Origin of the sequence: Pseudogemmobacter hezensis, from assembly GCF_013155295.1 — a bacterium.
Taxonomy (GTDB): Bacteria; Pseudomonadota; Alphaproteobacteria; order Rhodobacterales; family Rhodobacteraceae; genus Pseudogemmobacter; species Pseudogemmobacter hezensis.
Window position 1 is genome coordinate 34,351 of record NZ_JABJXT010000012.1, and the last position, 17,212, is coordinate 51,562.

General features: G+C 64.8%; 15 protein-coding genes. 10 read left to right on the plus strand and 5 right to left on the minus strand.

The window, feature by feature from the left end; translation table 11 throughout:
* Positions 1 to 9 precede the first annotated feature (9 nt).
* From HOY34_RS13975 to HOY34_RS13985, 3 genes are read left to right on the plus strand one after another with little or no spacing between them, the layout of a single operon-like run.
* Positions 10 to 1,014 carry a 4-hydroxyproline epimerase gene (locus HOY34_RS13975; RefSeq protein WP_172363888.1) on the plus strand — a complete coding sequence of 335 codons (1,005 nt, stop codon included), beginning with the start codon at positions 10 to 12 and terminating at the stop codon, positions 1,012 to 1,014.
* Positions 1,014 to 2,678, plus strand: a complete 1,665-nt coding sequence (lhpI, locus tag HOY34_RS13980; RefSeq protein ID WP_172363890.1) for a cis-3-hydroxy-L-proline dehydratase — start codon at positions 1,014 to 1,016, stop codon at positions 2,676 to 2,678. The genes HOY34_RS13975 and lhpI overlap by 1 nt, the downstream gene beginning before the upstream one ends.
* A gap of 21 nt (positions 2,679 to 2,699) precedes the next feature.
* Complete coding sequence (locus HOY34_RS13985; RefSeq protein WP_172363892.1) at positions 2,700 to 3,728, plus strand: trans-3-hydroxy-L-proline dehydratase; 1,029 nt, start codon at positions 2,700 to 2,702, stop codon at positions 3,726 to 3,728.
* 34 nt (positions 3,729 to 3,762) lie between these two features.
* Here the strand turns inward: HOY34_RS13985 and nanR are convergent, their stop codons facing one another.
* Positions 3,763 to 4,485, minus strand: a complete 723-nt coding sequence (nanR, locus tag HOY34_RS13990; RefSeq protein WP_172363894.1) for a transcriptional regulator NanR — start codon at positions 4,483 to 4,485, stop codon at positions 3,763 to 3,765.
* A 179-nt stretch (positions 4,486 to 4,664) separates the two neighbouring features.
* Entirely contained in the window at positions 4,665 to 5,867 is a 1,203-nt protein-coding gene (locus tag HOY34_RS13995) for a glycosyltransferase family 2 protein (protein WP_172363896.1), read from the minus strand.
* Positions 5,868 to 6,094: 227 nt separating this feature from the next.
* Here HOY34_RS13995 and HOY34_RS14000 point away from each other — a divergent pair, with 227 nt between their 5' ends.
* The 7 genes from HOY34_RS14000 to HOY34_RS14030 all read left to right on the plus strand — a co-directional run bounded on the left by HOY34_RS14000 (position 6,095) and on the right by HOY34_RS14030 (position 14,139).
* Positions 6,095 to 8,047 (plus strand): hypothetical protein, encoded by a 1,953-nt coding sequence (locus tag HOY34_RS14000; RefSeq protein WP_172363898.1) that lies wholly within the window; start codon positions 6,095 to 6,097, stop codon positions 8,045 to 8,047.
* Between the two features lie 65 nt (positions 8,048 to 8,112).
* Entirely contained in the window at positions 8,113 to 8,499 is a 387-nt protein-coding gene (locus HOY34_RS14005; protein WP_216654752.1) for a GtrA family protein, read from the plus strand.
* A gap of 254 nt (positions 8,500 to 8,753) precedes the next feature.
* Positions 8,754 to 9,083 (plus strand): hypothetical protein, encoded by a 330-nt coding sequence (locus HOY34_RS14010; protein WP_172363837.1) that lies wholly within the window; start codon positions 8,754 to 8,756, stop codon positions 9,081 to 9,083.
* A gap of 33 nt (positions 9,084 to 9,116) precedes the next feature.
* Complete coding sequence (locus tag HOY34_RS14015; RefSeq protein ID WP_172363902.1) at positions 9,117 to 9,986, plus strand: metallophosphoesterase; 870 nt, start codon at positions 9,117 to 9,119, stop codon at positions 9,984 to 9,986.
* Complete coding sequence (locus tag HOY34_RS14020) at positions 9,987 to 12,149, plus strand: YjbH domain-containing protein (protein WP_172363904.1); 2,163 nt, start codon at positions 9,987 to 9,989, stop codon at positions 12,147 to 12,149. It begins immediately after the preceding gene.
* Entirely contained in the window at positions 12,146 to 12,754 is a 609-nt protein-coding gene (locus HOY34_RS14025; protein ID WP_172363906.1) for a YjbF family lipoprotein, read from the plus strand. Before HOY34_RS14020 ends, HOY34_RS14025 begins: the two co-directional genes overlap by 4 nt.
* A 26-nt stretch (positions 12,755 to 12,780) precedes the next feature.
* A complete protein-coding gene (locus HOY34_RS14030) occupies positions 12,781 to 14,139 on the plus strand; it encodes a polysaccharide biosynthesis/export family protein (RefSeq protein ID WP_172363908.1) in 1,359 nt (452 codons plus the stop codon).
* A gap of 24 nt (positions 14,140 to 14,163) precedes the next feature.
* On the opposite strand, the gene HOY34_RS14035 is transcribed toward HOY34_RS14030, so the two are convergent.
* The 3 genes from HOY34_RS14035 to HOY34_RS14045 all read right to left on the minus strand — a co-directional run bounded on the left by HOY34_RS14035 (position 14,164) and on the right by HOY34_RS14045 (position 17,147).
* Positions 14,164 to 15,381: a glycosyltransferase family 4 protein gene (locus tag HOY34_RS14035; RefSeq protein ID WP_172363910.1), complete on the minus strand. Its 1,218-nt coding sequence runs from the start codon at positions 15,379 to 15,381 to the stop codon at positions 14,164 to 14,166.
* A gap of 24 nt (positions 15,382 to 15,405) precedes the next feature.
* Entirely contained in the window at positions 15,406 to 15,951 is a 546-nt protein-coding gene (locus HOY34_RS14040) for a serine O-acetyltransferase (RefSeq protein WP_216654753.1), read from the minus strand.
* A gap of 65 nt (positions 15,952 to 16,016) precedes the next feature.
* Complete coding sequence (locus HOY34_RS14045) at positions 16,017 to 17,147, minus strand: glycosyltransferase family 4 protein (protein WP_172363912.1); 1,131 nt, start codon at positions 17,145 to 17,147, stop codon at positions 16,017 to 16,019.
* Between the last annotated feature and the right edge of the window lie 65 nt (positions 17,148 to 17,212).

Consider the following 17,212-nt stretch of genomic DNA (forward strand, 5'->3'; position numbering starts at 1 on the left):
GCTCAAACGATGAGTGTTCATACCTTCTCCTGCCTCGACGGGCATACCTGCGGCAATCCGGTGCGTCTGGTCTCGGGCGGCGGGCCGCGCCTGATCGGCAAGGATATGCTGGAGAAACGCGCCCATTTCCTGCGCGAGTTCGACTGGATCCGCACCGGGCTGATGTTCGAGCCGCGCGGTCATGACATGATGTCGGGTTCGATCCTCTATCCGCCGACCCGCGAGGATTGCGATGTGGCGGTTTTGTTCATCGAGACCTCGGGCTGTCTGCCGATGTGCGGGCACGGGACCATCGGCACCATCACGATGGGGATCGAGAACGGGCTGATCCAGCCGCGCTCGCCCGGCCGCCTGTCGATTGATGCGCCTGCGGGCAAGGTCGATATCTCTTACCGCCAGGAGGGCCGTTTCGTCGAAGAGGTGCGGCTGACCAATGTGCCGGGCTTCCTTTATGCCGAAGGGCTGACGGCTGAGGTTGAGGGTCTGGGCGAGATCGTCGTCGATGTGGCCTATGGCGGCAATTTCTATGCCATCGTCGAGCCGCAGAAGAATTTCCGCGATATGGCCGATTTCACCGCCGGAGAGCTGATCGGGTTTTCCCCGAAGCTGCGCGCGGCGCTGAATGAGAAATATGAATTCGTGCATCCGGGTGACGCGCGGATCAACGGGCTGTCGCATATCCTGTGGACCGGGGGTCCGACGGTTGAGGGCGCCCATGCCCGCAACGCTGTGTTCTACGGCGACAAGGCGATTGACCGCTCGCCCTGCGGGACGGGGACATCGGCGCGGATGGCGCAGCTGGCGGCCAAGGGCAAGCTGAGCGTTGGCGATGAGTTTTGGCACGAAAGCATCATCGGCTCGATCTTCAAGGGCCGGATCGAGGCGACGTCTGACGCGGTGCCGGGGAAATCGGCGATCATTCCCTCGATTGGCGGCTGGGCGCGGCAGACCGGGATCAATACGATCTTCATTGATGAACGTGATCCCTATGCCCATGGTTTCGTGGTGAAATAATGGAAGCGCGGTTCATCCTGGGCGGCGAGGCGAAGGGCCGCGTGCTGGCCACGGATGAGCCGCTGAGCTTTTGGGGCGGCGTTGATCCGGCGACCTCAAAGGTGATTGACGCGCATCATCCCTTGCATGGCGAGACCCTTGCGGGCCGGGTTCTGGTGATGCCCGGGACGCGGGGATCCTGCACCGGATCGGGGGTGCTTCTGGATATGGCGCTGAACGGGCTGGCCCCTGCGGCGCTGATCTTTCGTGAGCCCGAAGATGTGGTGACGCTGGGCGCGATGATCGCGGCAGAGATGTTTGGCGTGGCGCTGCCTGTCCTGCGGCTGGACGAGGCGGCTTTTGCCGCGCTCGGCAGCCTGCAGGAGGTGGCTGTCCAGGCAGGGGCCATCGAGGCCCCCGCCTGGACCCTGCCGGTCGCCCCTGCGGCGGCGGCAGAGCTGGCGCTGACGGCGGCAGATCACGCGATGCTGGACGGCGCGGAGGGTGAGGCCGTTTCGCAGGCGATGCGGGTGCTGGTTGCCATGGCGAAGAACCAGGGGGCCGGGCAGCTGATCGATGTGAGCCAGGGCCATATTGACGGCTGTATCTACGCCAGCCCGGCCAATCTGACCTTTGCTGCGAAAATGGCCGCGATGGGGGCCAGGGTGCGGATCCCGACGACGATGAATGCGATCTCGGTTGACCGCGAGAACTGGCGTCAGCAGGGCGTGCCTGATCTTTTCGGCGGGCCGGCGCAACGACTGGCGGATGCCTATGTGCAGATGGGATGCCGGCCGAGCTTTACCTGTGCACCCTATCTGCTTGAGACCGCGCCGGGCGAGGGTGAGGCGATTGCCTGGTCTGAAAGCAATGCGGTGATCTTTGCCAATTCAGTGCTGGGGGCGCGCACCGCCAAGCATCCGGATTTCCTTGATCTGTTCATCGCCATGACCGGGCGGGCCCCTTTGGCGGGGGTCTGTCTCGACGAAAACCGCATGGCGCGGCGTGTGATCGAAGTGGCCACGCCCGCTGGCGCGGATGACTTGTTCTGGCCCTTGCTGGGCTGGCTGGCAGGTCGCGCGGCCCCGGATCGTATCCCGGTGTTGCGCGGTCTGGATGCGGCCTCGCGGGCGCAGTTGCAGGCGCTTTGCGCGGCCTTTGGCACCACCTCGGCGGCGCCTATGCTGCATGTGGCAGGGGTGACGCCTGAGGCGCATCTGGTTGCGCCGGATGCCGATCATGCCGAGATCACCCGCGCCGATTTCATCCGCGCATGGCGCGAGCTGAACCAGGGCGGCGAAGAGATCGACCTGGTGGCGATTGGCAGCCCGCATGCCTCGGTCGAAGAGTGCCGCGCTTTTGCCGATGCGCTGAATGGTGCGGCGGTTTCTATCCCGACGATCATCACCGCCGGGCGCCAGATCATCGCCGATTTGGAGGCCGAGGGCACATTTGCCCGGCTGGAGGCGGCGGGTGTGCAGATTCTGCCCGATCTGTGCTGGTGCTCTATTTCCGAGCCGGTCTTTCCGCCCGGAACCCGCACTTTGATGACCAATTCCGGCAAATACGCCCATTACGGGCCGGGGCTGTCGGGGCGGCAGATCCGCTTTGACAGCCTGGCGGTTTGTGCCCGCGCGGCTGTCACCGGGCGGGCTGCGAAAACCCTGCCGTTCTGGCTTTCATGATCTGGCTTTTTTGAGGTTCAGATGCGTTCAAGCAAGACCATCCATGTCATTTCTGCCCATGCCGAGGGCGAGGTGGGCGATGTGATCGTGGGGGGCGTGCGCCCGCCGCCCGGTGACACGCTCTGGGCGCAGTCGCGCTGGATCGCGGCAGATCAGACGCTGCGCAATTTCGTGCTGAATGAGCCGAGGGGCGGGGTGTTTCGCCATGTGAACCTGTTGGTGCCGCCCGTTGATCCGCGTGCCGATGCGGCTTTCATCATCATGGAACCTGAGGACACGCCGCCGATGTCGGGCTCGAACTCGATCTGTGTGGCGACGGTGCTGCTGGATGGCGGCATCATCCCGATGGTCGAGCCGGAAACGCATATGGTGCTGGAGGCGCCGGGCGGGCTGGTCAATATCCGCGCCGAATGCCGCAATGGCAAGGCCGAGCGGATCTTTGTCGAGAACCTGCCCTCTTTCGCCGAGCGGCTGGATGCGCAGCTGGAGGTTGAGGGCCTGGGCAGTTTGACCGTCGACACGGCCTGGGGCGGCGACAGTTTCGTCTTTGTCGATGCCAAAGCGCTTGGCTTCGCGCTGACCCCGGATGAGGCGCATGATATTGCGAAGCTGGGCGTGAAGATCTCGGATGCGGCGACGGCGCAGCTGGGCTTTCGGCACCCGACCAACCCGGACTGGAGGCATTATTCCTTTTGTCTTTTCGCAGGCGAAGTGACGCGCCAGGGCAATGAACTGCGTGCCGGGGCTGCGGTGGCGATCCGGCCGGGCAAGGTAGACCGCTCGCCGACGGGGACAGCGCTGTCGGCGCGGATGGCGGTGCTGCATGCGCGTGGGCAGATGAGCGAGGCGGACCGGCTGACGGCGGTATCGCTGATCGGGTCAGAGTTTCGGGGGCGGATCCTGGGCACCACCGATCTGGCGGGGACACCCGCTATCCGGCCCGAGATTTCCGGGCGCGGCTGGGTGACGGGCATCCATCAGCATATGCTGGATCCGTCGGACCCCTGGCCCGGCGGCTATCGGCTGTCTGACACCTGGGGGGCGCGTTAGACGCGTCGGCCGGGGGCGTCAGAGAGAGAAAGCGTCAGGCCTGGGGGTAAAGACGTTCTGAGCGGGTGAGGTGCTTTTCCATCATCGCGGCGGCGCGGTCGCCGTCACCTGCCGCCAGCGCGTCGGTGATCGCCTCATGTTCGGCAAGGGTTGTGGTCTCATGGCCGGACCAGTGCAGCAGGGTGTTGTGATGTTTGAACAGCCAGCCCAGCATCGCATGTGACAGCGCGGTGATCACCGGATTGCCGAGGATCCCGGCAAGAGCTGTGTGAAAGTCGATATCGGCCCGCATGAAGGCCGGGGTATCGCCAAGTGCCGCGCGTTGCACCGCGATCAGGGCCCGCAGACGCGTGATGTCGGAGGGGGTGGTTTTCTCGGTGATCAGCCGGGCAAGCCCGGTTTCAAAGAGCCGCCGCGCCTCGCGCAGATGACCCAGATTGCCCGGCTCAGCAGCGATCAGCAGGGTGGCGATGTCACCGATCTGATGCAGAGCAAGGTCTGGGTTCAGCGCATTGACGCGGCTGCGCTCGCCATGAGAGATGGTGATCAGCCCCTGGGTATGCAGCTGCTGCAGCGCCTCACGCACGGCGGGGCGGCCGACGCCCATGCGGGCCATCATTTCGCGCTCGGAGGGCAGGGCGTCGCCGGGGCGCAGCTGGCCCGAGGCGATCATCTCGCGCAGCTGCTCGACCACGGAATCCGAGAGTTTGCGCCGGGCGACGGGGGCAAGCGTTACGGGGCTGGCGTCTGGCTTCATCTGGGGCCCTTTATGGCAGGCGGGGCGTATCTGGCATGATGATATAATGACGGGGCCTGTAAAGGAAAGCGTTCCGCGCTCGGGGGGCTGGATCGGGGGGCTGGATTTGCCAAAATGAAAAACCCCCGCATGGGCGGGGGTTTTGTCACATTTCTGGTGAAGATGCCTGCCGTCGGATATCAACCGAAGCTGAGTTGTGCTTTTTCTTCGGAGACCTTTTTGTCGGCGGGGGTGGCTGCGGGCAGGTTCTGGTTCAAAAGGCCCCAGAGGAAGCCATTGGTGACCGATTGCAGCCCAAGGCCTGCCAGAACCGAAACCAGCGAGGCAGACCGCGCGATGGTCGCAGTATCGAGATCGCCAAAGCCGGTTTGCGCCCAGCGGACCACCGCGACGATGGTCGTCACCGCAGCCCCGGCCAGCAGCAGCGCGCCCCATTTGCAGGCGGTATCGACGTTGAATGTTTTGCGCATCGTCTCGAACCGTGGCGACGAGGGCAACAGGCCAAAGCGCACCGCGAAGAGGCGGGCCAGCGCGTGGAACCACAGCATCTGGAAGCCCGTCAGCACGATTGTGGCTGTCAGGATCAGTGAGCCGGTGGCGAAGGTCATGCCGCCGATCTGCACCGGGCCAAGCATCAGCGCCGCGAATGCGGGCAGGCCAAGCGCCAGCATCAGCAGGCCAGGCACGAAGAACAGCGAGAAGGGGGCGAAGGTCAGCAAGAGCTTCAGGTGACGCCAGCCATCGTGCCAGCTGCGCAGATGCGGCGGGCGCGAGCGGCCGTCGGGGGAAAGCGTGGTCGGCACTTCCTCGATTTTCAGACCGGCCAGCGAGGCGCGGATCACCATTTCCGAGGCGAACTCCATCCCCGGCGTGGTCAGGCCAAGGCCAAGGATCGCCTGGCGCGAGAAGCCGCGCAGCCCGCAATGGAAATCTTTGACCGGTGTTGCGTAAAGCACGCGGCCGATGGTCGAGAGGACCGGATTGCCCAGATAGCGGTGCAGCGGCGGCATGGCGCCTTTGGCGATGCCGCCTTTGAAACGGTTGCCCATGACCAGATCGGCCCCGGCGCGCAGACGCTCGACAAAGCCATCGAGGCGCGAGAAGTCATAGCTGTCGTCGCTGTCGCCCATGATGATAAAGCGGCCTCTGGCGGCGGTGATCCCTGCGCCAAGCGCTGCGCCATAGCCACGCACCGGGACTGCGACGACGCGGGCACCCAGATCTTCGGCGATCTTCTGGCTGCCATCTGTCGAGCCGTTGTCGGCAATAACCACCTCACCGTCGATGCCAGAGCGCTTCAGGTAGTCCATCGCTTTGGTGACGCAGGTCGCCAGGGTCTCTGCCTCATTCAGGCAGGGCATCAGGATGGTGAGTTCGGTCATAACTGTACAGCTCCGGCTCAGATACAAGGACATATTGGCGCGCAATTGTGCCCGGATTGCGGAACGGTATGGGCCATTTCACGGCTCTTGCCGGGGAGCGGGCTGTGCTGCAGCCGCTTTTCAGGGCAAAACCGCAGAATGATCCCTTGTTGGTCACGATTTGGCCTGTTTCCCAATCCAGGACGTAGCGCGACGACCTGTTCCATTGTCCGTGCCGGAGATACATTTTGCCCGATCAATCCGCTGATCAATCCCGCCTGCCTTCCTCTGATCCGGATGCGCTGCCCACAGGCCTGCGCAAATATCTGACCCTGCGCAACATCACCTGGCTGTTGCTGGCCCTGATCTTGGTGCGGGCGATTTCTGCCTGGGCAGGCCTGGCAGAGCGGATGGAAAAGGCCGATAACGACGATCTGCTACGTATGGTGATGGTGCGTGACTGGCTGGCCGGGCAAAGCTGGTTCGACACCCAGCAGTATCGGCTGCTGCCGCCGGAAGGGGTCTCGATCCACTGGTCGCGCTATATTGATGCGGCGATCGGGGGGATCATCTCGCTGGCGGCGCTGTTCATGTCGATGCCTGTGGCCGAGCATGTGGCGCTGATCGCCTGGCCCACGATTTTGATGGTGCTGCTTTTGCTGCTGAACGGTTTTGGCAGCCGCGCGACACTGGGCGATGTGGGCGCGGTCGGGGCGATGTTATGCGTGTTTTTCTGGACCAAACTGGCCGGGTTTGAGTTCGCGCCGGGCCGGATCGACCATCACAATGTGCAGATCCTGGCGATGACGGCGCTGATCTTCTCGCTGATCTGGCCGCAAAAGAGTGCGCGTTGTCAGGTGCTGGCGGCGCTGGCGGGGGCGCTGGCGTCCGCGCTTTCGCTGGCCGTCGGGCTTGAGATGCTGCCGGTGCTTTTGCTGATCTGGGGCATCGCGGGGCTGCGGTTCGCCTTTGGCGCTGCGGGCGCCGGGCGCTGGCTTTTGACATTTGCGCTGTCTTTGGCGGTGTTTGCGCCGCTGATGATGGCGGGGCAGATTCCGGCTGCGGCCTGGGCAATCCGCTATTGTGACGCCCTGGCCCCACCAATGCTGTCTTTGCTGGCGGTGGGTGTGGTGGTCTCGGCTGTGCCTGTGCTGCTGGGTCAATGGCTCAGGGGGCCAGGGCTGCGCATCCTGGCGATGGTGGCTCTTCTGGCGCTCGGGCTCTGGCTGGCGGCGCCTTTGCTGGGCCCCTGTCTGAGCGGCCCCTATGGCGCGATGAGCCCCGAGGCCCGCGCCGTCATCACCACCCGTATTGGCGAGGCCCAGCCAGCGCTGAGTGTTGCTATTGAGCGGGGGGTCAGCTTTGACTTCCTGCTGCTCTATATCCTGGTGCTGATGCCGGTTGTGACGCTGCAGGCCTGGTTTGTGCGGCGCAGGCTGGGGGCGGCCCTGGGCTTTGCGCTGGTGGTGATGCTGGCGATCGGCTGGCTTGGGCTGCTGGCTTCGCTGGGGCAGATCCGTGCGATCACCCTCGGCACGCCCGCGATCCCGTTCCTGACCGGCTTTGCGCTTTGGCATCTGACGCGCGGGGGGCAGGAAACCCCCGGGCGCGGTGGCCTGCTTGCGGTTTTTCTGGGCACGCTTTTGATGGCGGTTCCGACCGAAGTGATGAAGCCTGTGCGAAAGGCATTCGCCGCAGTGGTCTCTGGATCCGGCGAGGCCATGCCCGAAAGCTCTGACGATATCAGCCGCGTGGCCAATGATGCAGGGTCGCCCGCTGAACCCGGTGAACCGACCCCGACCATTGGTCTGTGCCGAACGGCCGAAACAATGGCCGAACTGCGTTCGCTGCCGCCTTCGCTGATCGCCGAGACCACCAATCTGGGCATGCCGCTTTTGTATTTTACCCGCCACAGCGCGACCGCCGCCCCCTATCATCGCAGCGGAGATTCCTTCTGGAACGGGGTTGAGCCATTCGAGGCCGGGGCCGAGATGCAGAAAATGCTGCGCAAAAGCGGCGCCGATTACGTTATCCTGTGCCGTCAGCAGGACTATGCCCACAGCGATATGCACTTTGCCCAAAGCCTGCTGGACGGGGAAACGCCCGCCTGGCTGATCCCGGTCGATCCCTCGGGCAAGGGCAAAGACAGTCAACTGGTCGTGTTGCAGGTCGACAAAGCCGCATTGGCACAGACACCATGACCAGGCCAGCGCAGAGTCAAAACCGGGGCCCGCAACCTGCTGCGGCGGGCGAGAGCTCCTGGCTGATGCGGCTCAGCCAGGCCAGCTTCCCCCGCTTCTTGCTGGTTGGTGGCAGTTTTGCCCTGATCTATTCCCTGCTTGCGGCGTTTCTGACGGCGGTTTTGCCCTTTGTCGCGCCGCTGAGTGCGGCGATCGCCTGGCTGGCCTGCATCCCCCCGGCCTGGTTCTGCCAGCGCCGCTTTACCTTCCAAGGGGCCCAGGCGCGAAAAGGGGGCGGGATTCTTTACCTGCTGCCGCAATGCCTGGGCATGATGATTGCAGCAGGGGCAGGGTGGCTTTTCGCAACGGGCGCGTTTCTGGCCGATACGCTGGTCTATCTGCTGGCGTCAGCCCTTGCGGCGGTGGTCAGCTATGCCATCACCCGCCTGGTGATTTTCACGAATCCCACCTGAGACCAGGCTTGCGCAGATTCGCCGCAGATACGGCCGCTGTGGCGGACCAATGACCCATTCTGTTGCTTTTGCCAGGCAAAGACGGGCCACAAATGGGCAAAACACGCATAAGTAGATTCTTTGAATTGACTTTTCACCAATGAGGGTGCTGTTTCGAGGGATACAGGCATCAGCGGTAGTGATTTTAAACGCCATATTTCCAGGCGTGGGTGTGTTCTCTGAGCCATAACCCTTTTGATTTCACGGAGCTTGCTATGACAAAGAATTCCCTCACTCTTGTTTTTTCCGCCGCCCTTTTGCTGACAGCGGCCCCTGTTGCAGCGCAAACCCTCAGCAAAGAGCAGCTGCTGCAGCTGGCCGTTGAACGTGGTGTCTGCAAGGGCGATCTGGTGCCGGTCGAAGCCAGCTACAGCGCCACGGATGCGACCCGTATCAGCGTGACCTGCGGCGAGGCGACCGCTTTTGCGCCGGCGCTTGGCGCACTTGGCGCGGGGGGGGCTGCTGCGGCTGCGGGTGCGGCCGGTCTGGTGGTGATGGCCGCTGGCGGTGGCTCTTCTCCTTCGACGACGCCATCGACCAACTGACGCCCTGACGCTGCCGCGATCTGAAGGGCTGAAATGGGACTGAAAGCGATACTGGAGCGCCTGCATCTTGCAGGCCGCCGTGCGGTTTTGCCCGGTGGCCTGCAAACGAAAACCGATCGTGGGGGGCGCTCAGGATGGGCGGGTGCGGCGTCACCGCCCGCTTTGCGCCAGAGGGGGCAGGCGACCAGCGCAGAGGCGGGGCGTTCCGGCGCAGCGATATGGCCACAGCCCGACGAGCCGCTCTTTGTGCTGGGCGATATTCATGGCCGGGCAGATCTGCTGGATCAGGCGCTGCAGCTTCGGGCGCGGCATTTTCCCATGGCGCGGCTGGTTGCCGCCGGGGATATGGTGGATCGCGGCCCGCACAGCGCCGCTGTATTGCAGCGGCTGCATGCTGAGGCGGGCGCGGTCTGTGTGATGGGCAATCATGAAGAGATGATGCTCAGCGCGCTTGCAGACCCGGCGGCAGCCCGCGCCTGGCTGCGTCATGGTGGCGAGGCGACGCTGCTTTCCTTCGGCGTCCCACCCGATCAGCCCGCCGAACCCGCAATGCAGCAATTGCGCGAGGCCCTTGGCCACGACCTGCTGGCCTGGCTGTCTGATCTGCCATTGCTGTGGCAAAGCGGCACGCTTGTCGTGGCCCATGCGGGGCTTGATCCGGCGCTGCCGGTCGCGGCGCAGACCCCTTCGACGCTGCTATGGGGCAATTCGGGCTTTGGCCGCCTGCCCCGGCGCGACGGAATCTGGGTCGCGCATGGGCATACGATTATCGAAGAGGCTTTTGTCGGCCAGGGGCGGATCGCGCTGGATACCGGGGCCTGGCAGAGCGGGCGGCTCAGCTATGCGATGATCGAACCGGCAGCCCATGGGGCAGAGCGGGTCACTTTGGGGGTGATCCGCTGAATGGCCCGCGTCACGATCACAGGCGCGGGACTTACACGCGGGTCTGGCTTTTGGGCGGTCGCCCGGCTTCTTGCGTTGCTGGTCATTGCAGTCCTGGCGGGGCAGCCGCTCCTGGCGCAGGAAGAGCGCCGCGCCCTGCTGCAAGAGGGGATGTCGCATTACGGCATGCCCGGCCATCTTGAGATGCCCTCGGCGCGGGCGCTGCCGGACGGCACTTTCGCCTTCACCATCACCCCCGGCAGCCATGATGTCTGGCGCAGCAGCATGGTGTTCCAGATCACGCCGCGCCTGACCGGGGCCTTCCGTTACTCCTACGTCAGCCGCTATTTCGGCGATGGCCAGTCGCTTTATGACCGCAGTTTCGACCTGCGCTATCAGCTGCTGCAGGAAGATCCCCATGGCTGGCGGCCTGCGCTGGCGGTGGGGCTGCAGGATTTCGGCGGCACCGGGATTTTCGGGGCCGAGTATCTGGTGGCGACCAAGGGCTTTGGCCCGGTCACCGCCAGTGCAGGCATCGGCTGGGGGCGTCTGGGCAGCTATAACAGCTTTTCCAATCCGTTTGGGCTGCTGGCCGACGGCTTTCGCCCTCGCCCCGAAAGCCAGGGGATCGCGGATACCGGCAAGGTCTCTTTCGACCGCTTTTTCCGGGGCGATGCGGCGCTGTTTCTGGCCGCCGACTGGCAGGTGAATGACCGGCTCTCGCTCAGCCTTGAATATTCATCTGATGCGATGCGCGATGAGGCTGAACGCATCGGGTTTGAGCATAAAACCCCGATAAATCTGGGGCTTGATTACCGTCTCGGGGATCGGGGTCGGCTGGGGATGGCGGTCCTTTACGGCTCTGCCCTGGTGCTGAATTACCAGATGGCGCTGGATCCGGCGCGCCCATCAGCGCCCTCGGGATATGAGGCCGGGCCGCCCGCTGTGATGCCGGGTCTGTCGCGGGCTGCTGCGGCCAGCTGGGGCAGCGCCACCACCGCGCCAGAGGCCGATGTGCGGGCCGCGCTGGCCGCCCAGGGCGTGGCGCTTGAGGGCCTGCATATTGAGGGCACGACCGCCCATATTGCGATCACCAATACGCTCTGGCCTGCGGTGGCGCAGTCCTGGGGCCGCACCGCCCGGGTGCTCAGCGCGCATCTGCCCGCCGGGGTCACCACCTTCCGCATCCGCAGCCATCTGCGCGATATGCCGATGCGCGAAATCACCCTGACACGCGCTGATCTGGAAGAACTGGAATATGCCCCCGACGGTGCCTGGCAGGCCTGGGTGCGCGCCGATATCCGCGACGCAAGCGCCCTGCCAGATCAGCGCGGCCCGCGCGAGGAACCCTTCTCCTGGCGGCTGTTACCCTATATTGAGCCCGGCTTTTTTGACCCCGACAGCCCGCTGCGGCTGGATCTGGGGGCCGAGCTGACCGCCGAATGGACGCCCATGCGCGGACTGTGGGTCTCAGGCGGCCTGCGTCAGAAACTGGTCGGCAACCTGGATGAGGCGACCCGGCTCTCGGATTCGATCCTGCCGCATGTGCGCTCGGATGCCAGTCTTTACGCCAAACAGTCCGGCCCGTCTTTGCGCTGGCTGACGGCGGAATATTTCACCCGCCCGGGCGAGAACCTCTATGCGCGGGCCAGCCTGGGTCTGCTGGAGCAGATGTATGGCGGTCTCTCGGCTGAGGTTTTATGGGCCCCGCCCGATCGCCCCTATGCCCTTGGGCTTGAGGTGAATTATGTCGCGCAGCGCGATTATGACGGCTTTGGCTTTCTGGATTACCGCACCACGACCGGCCATGTTTCGGGCTCTTATGATCTGGGGCGCGGCTATCAGGCGCAGCTGGATATCGGGCGCTATCTGGCGGGTGACTGGGGCGCGACCGCCACCATGACGCGCCGCTTTGGCAATGGCTTTGAGGTCGGCGCCTTCTTCACCCTGACCGATGTCAGCTTTGACGATTTCGGCGAGGGCGCCTTTGACAAAGGGATCACCATCTCGATGCCGCTGACCTGGATCCTGGGAGAGCCGGGGCAGACCCGCGCCGGCACCACCATCCGCCCGATCCAGCGCGACGGCGGTGCCAGGCTTTCCCTGCGCAACCGCCTTTATGAGCTGACCCGGGATGAGCGGGACGCGGCCCGGGGCCAGCGTTGGGGGCGGTTCTGGCGATGAGACTGCTTCTGATCCTTATCCTGCTGACAGGCTGCGCCGATCTGACCAAACGCGGGGTCGAGCGGTTTGCAGGCGGCCCCGATGACAGCGCCCCGGCTGAGATGGCGCAGCTGGTCGCAATAGATGCGCCGCGGATGATCGTGCGCCTGCCGCAAAAGGGCCAGGCGGTCACCGTTTTGCTGGCGGGCGAGCGGGCAGGCGTGAAACGCTGGCGCGGCACTGACAATGCGCAGCTCTACACCAAAGACGCGATGATCATCGGCACCCGGGGCCTGGGCGATGATCTGATCGGCGCCGATCCGGGCCAGGCGGTGCAGGTAATCCGCTCTGGCCAGCCCGGCCAGATCACCCGCATCCATCGCCGCCTTGACGGGCAGGATCGGCTGGCGATCCGCAGCTATGTCTGTGACATCACCCCCGGCCCGGCCGAGCAGGTCCGCATCAGCGAGACGCGAAGCGTAAGCGCGCTGCGCATTGACGAAACCTGTCACAGCCCCGGCGGCGGGCATCGCAACCGCCACTGGCTTTATCAGGGCCAGATCCTGCAATCCGAGCAAAGCTTCAGCCCTGAAATCGGCCCTCTTGTCCTTACTTTCCTGCCCTGACCATTTTCGGAAATCCTGGCACTGTCATGAAACATATTCTTATCGCATTCACTTTGCTGGCGGCCTCGGGCTGCGGCGCGGTCTATCACAGCGCGGGCGTGCGTGAGGGGGTGGTTGACGGCGCCAAAGTGCGGGTGATCGGGCTGACGCCCGAGACGCTGCTGGCCGCGAACGCCAGCCCCTATAACCCGCAAGGCCTGCCTGCGGCGCTGCATGCTTCGGCGGGGACATATGGCAGCGGTGGCGGGCTGAACCTGCCCGCGCCCGCCAATGCCCCGGTGACCCGGCCCGCCGCGACCCAGACCCGCATCCCGCCCGCGCCCCCCGCCGGGCCCTATCGGATCGGGGTGGGCGATGTGGTGCTGCTGGCGACCAAATCACCCGGCAATACCGTGGCCGAGCTGTCGGGCCTGCTGGCCGCCGAAAACCGCCGCCAGGGTTACACGGTGCAGGATGACGGCTCGATCGCCATTCCCGATGTCGGGCGGGTTCGCATCGGCGAGCTGACGCTGGAAGAGGCCGAGGCGGTGATTTTTCAGCGCCTGCTGGAACGCCAGATCGACCCCGCCTTCAGCCTTGAGGTGGCGGAATTCAATGCCCGCAAGGTCTCGGTCGGGGGGGCGGTGGTGCGCCCGGGCGTGGCGCCGATCACGCTGACGCCGCTGACGCTGGATATGGCGATGGCAGCGGTGGGCGGGGTGGCGGCGACAGATCGCGCCTCGGCGGTGATCCGCATTTACCGCGACGGCACCCTTTATGAGCTGCCGGTCGAAGCATTCCTGCGCAGCGCCCAGCATCAGAAGATCCGGCTGATCGACGGCGATTCCGTCTTTGTCGACACCGATTATGACCTGACCCGCGCCGAGGCCTGGTTTTCAGAGCAGATCGCGCTGGCGGGCCTGCGCTCGAATGCGCGGATGCAGGCGATGACGGCGCTTTCGCAAGAGGTGGGTGTGCGGCGCGGCGAGTTGCAAGAGCAGCGCGAGACCTTCGCCACCCGGCTGGAGCTGGGCGCAGAAAAGCGTGAGCATGTCTACCTCAGCGGCGAGGTCGCCCGCCCGGGCCGCTGGGCGCTGCCCTATGAGCAAAAGGCCCATCTCGCCGAGGCGCTTTACAGCAATGGCGGCATTGCGCCGCGCACCGGCAACCCGAAACAGATCTATGTGCTGCGCGGCTCGCCCGATCCGCGTGAATTTGGTGGCATCACCGCCTGGCATCTTGATGGCAGCAACGCCGCCGGGATGGTGATGGCCACGCGGTTAGAGCTGCGGCCCGATGATGTGATCTTCATCGCCGAGCAGCCGGTGACGCGCTGGAACCGGGTGATCGACCAGATCTCGCCCTCGCTGATCGCGGTGCCGCTGGACAATGCCACCGCGCAATAGCGGGGCCAGTGCAATAGCGGGGTCTCAGCCAGGCTGGCTGAGGCCCGCTGCCTGCCGCATCCAGGCCAGAACCTCGCGGCCCAAACCGTCCTGGCTGAAGCCCCCGGTGGCACTCAGCGCGTTTTCCCGCCAATGCTCCAGGCTGGCGCGGTCCGCCAGCACAGCCGACAGCGCATCGGCCCAGGCCCTGGCACTTTGGCCCCCGACCAGGCGGCCATTGACGCCGTCTTTGACCAGCTCGGGGATCCCGCCACGGTTGCTGCCCAGCACCGGCAGCCCAAGGCCCAGTGCCTGGATCACCACGCCAGGCGAGTTCTCGGCCCAGATCGAGGGGATGCACAGAAGATCGCTTTCCATCATCTGATCGGCCAGGGCCTGCTGGCTGACAAAGCCCAGGAAACGGCACCAGGGCGCGTCTTGCCCGCGCTGACGCAGCTCGGCCTCTTGCTGGCCGCTGCCCGCAATGGTCAGCGAGATCGGATGCCGCTCTGCCAGCGAGGCCACCGCTTCCAGCAGCATATCCACCCCCTTCGAGCTGTGGATCCGCCCGGCATACAGCAGCCGCAGGCCCGCACTTTCGCTGCGGGGGAGGCTGGGCGCGGGATAGGCATTCGGGTTCAGGATCGCGCGGTTTGGGTAATCTTTCACCGGGAAGAACCGCGATAACGTATCGATATTCGACTGCGAGGGCGAGGTGAACACAAGCCGCGGCAGCTTGCGGATCAGCCGCAGCTTCCAGTCACGCGAGATCCGGCAGGCTGTGCAATGGCTGGCGCAATCCCTGCCATTTTTGAACATATTCATACGGATACAGGCCAGGCCCAGATCGGGCAGCACATAGTTCACGGGCAGATTGCGCCGCGCCAGCTCGGCCAGGACCGGATAGCCGATGCCCTGGATCATATGCACATTGACCAGATCGGGGCGGATCTGATCCAGGATGCGCCCGACCCGGCCTGAAATCCTGGCATCGAAATGATCCTGCAGGTGATAAAGCGGCTTTTTCCAGCCCGGCTGCTGGGGAAATGTGAAGGGCGCATAGGGGTGGGTGGTTTTGACCCGCCAGACATGCACGCCGGCAGGATTGACCTCATCGCCCTCGGGCTCATTCTGGTCGGTGGCGCGGATCACGCTGACATGGACGCCCTGACGCACCAGCCATTCGGCCAGATTGCGGGCGCTGTTCTCGGCGCCGCCCAGCATCTTTGGCGGGTAAAGCGCGGATATCATCGCCAGTCTCATGCGTTCACCCTCATGCGCTCATCCTCATGCGTCCAGCACCCGCGCGGGCACGCCCACCGCGACGCGGCCAGCGGGGACGTCGTGCAACACCACGCTGTTCGCGCCGATTTTCGCATCATTGCCGATAGTGACCGGCCCCGCGATCACCGCGCCCGCCGCAATCTCTGCCCCGTCGCCAATGGTCGGAGACCCGCTCTGCGTCAGATCACGCCGCCCGAGGGTGACATTTTGCAAGATCGTGACCCCGGCCCCCAGCCTCACATCGCCGCCGATCACGATGCCGATCGGATGCGGCAGATAAAGCCCCGGCCCGATCCGCGCATTGGTGCTGATATCGCAGCCAAACCAGATCGTGCTGATATACCACAGAATGCGGCGCAGCGCCGGGCCGATCACTGGGCCAAGCAACGGGATCCGCGTCAGCCCCCTTTGCAGCCGCACCAGCACCATCAGCTGAAAACCCGGCGTCAGCAGCCAAAGGCGCAGCCATAAAAACAGCCTTGGTTTGCGAGAGCTGCCCTCCCAGCTGCGCAGATGCATTCTTGCGTCGAGGCGCAGCGCTGATGGCATGGGCAATCCTTTCAGATCGGTTGCGCCAACTGGCGGATCACTCGTTATTTTTACCCGTGATCGCATCACCCGCTGCGCGGAGATCCGGCAGGCCTTTCGGCAGAAGGGCTGGGCTGCAAGCGGTCATAAAGCGCCATATGGTCTGCGCTGGAATGTGCACGCAAAAACCGCTGCGCCACATCCGCCTTGCCTGCCGTGGCATAGGCCTGCAGTCGCGCCGGATCGGCCAGCAGGGCAAGGATCTCCTGGGCCCAGATCGCGGCATCAAAGCCCTGGATCAGCAGGCCCGTTTTCTGGTGGCGCACCACCTCATCAAGGCCGGGGATCGCCGCGCCGATAACGGGAAGGCCAAGCGCCAGCGCCTCAATCGGCGCGATGGGCAGCCCCTCCCACAGGGATGGCATAACGAAAAGCCGCGCATCCGGCAGCGCCTGCAGCAGCGCGGGCCGCGCAAGTCCGCCCAGCTGGGTGACCGCCGCCTGGGTTCCGTCTGCGCGGATCCTTGCCCGCAGCGTCTCTTCCAGTGCGCCACTGCCGATGATCAGCAGGCGAGTGCCGTGCGGGGCCAGGTGCCGCGCCAGATCGGCCATGAAAAGCGGGTTTTTCTGCGGGTGCATGCGGGCGGCAAAGACCAGATCATAGCGGGGCCGGTGGCCAGGCGGGCGCGGAGGCGGCAGATCAACGGGCGCAATGCCGTTATGGATCACCTGCTCCGCCTGCGGGGTGATCCCGCTGGCCTTCGCAATCCCCTGATCGGCACGCGAGACAAAGATCACCGCATCGCTTTTGCGGGCGATCCGCTGCTCGACCCGCCGCGCAAGGGCGCGGGCCAGCCCGGTCTTGCCCGTAAAGTGATAGCCGTGGACGGTATAGACCCGCGCCTCACCCCGGCGCGGGCAAAAGCTAAGCGGCAGCCCCGCCCGCCCGCCATGCGCATGCACCACGCAGGGGCACAGCCGCGCAAGGATACGGCCCAGCTGCAGCGAAATGCGCGGATCCAGCCGCGAGGTGAAAAACGGCAGCCCGATCACCTGCAGCCCAAGCGCCTGGCCGCGCTGCGCCGCGTAAGAGCCCTGATCGGTGATCAGAACCACCTCACGCCCGGCGGCAGCAAGATCCTCACAAAGGCCCAGCACGGCAGTGGTTCCACCGCCAGGCCTGCCATCGGCGACGATCTCGACAATCTTTTCGCGCATCGCGCCCCTGTCCGGAAAAATCCTGATATGCCCGAAATCCTGCAAAGGCCTGAAATTCTGTGAGG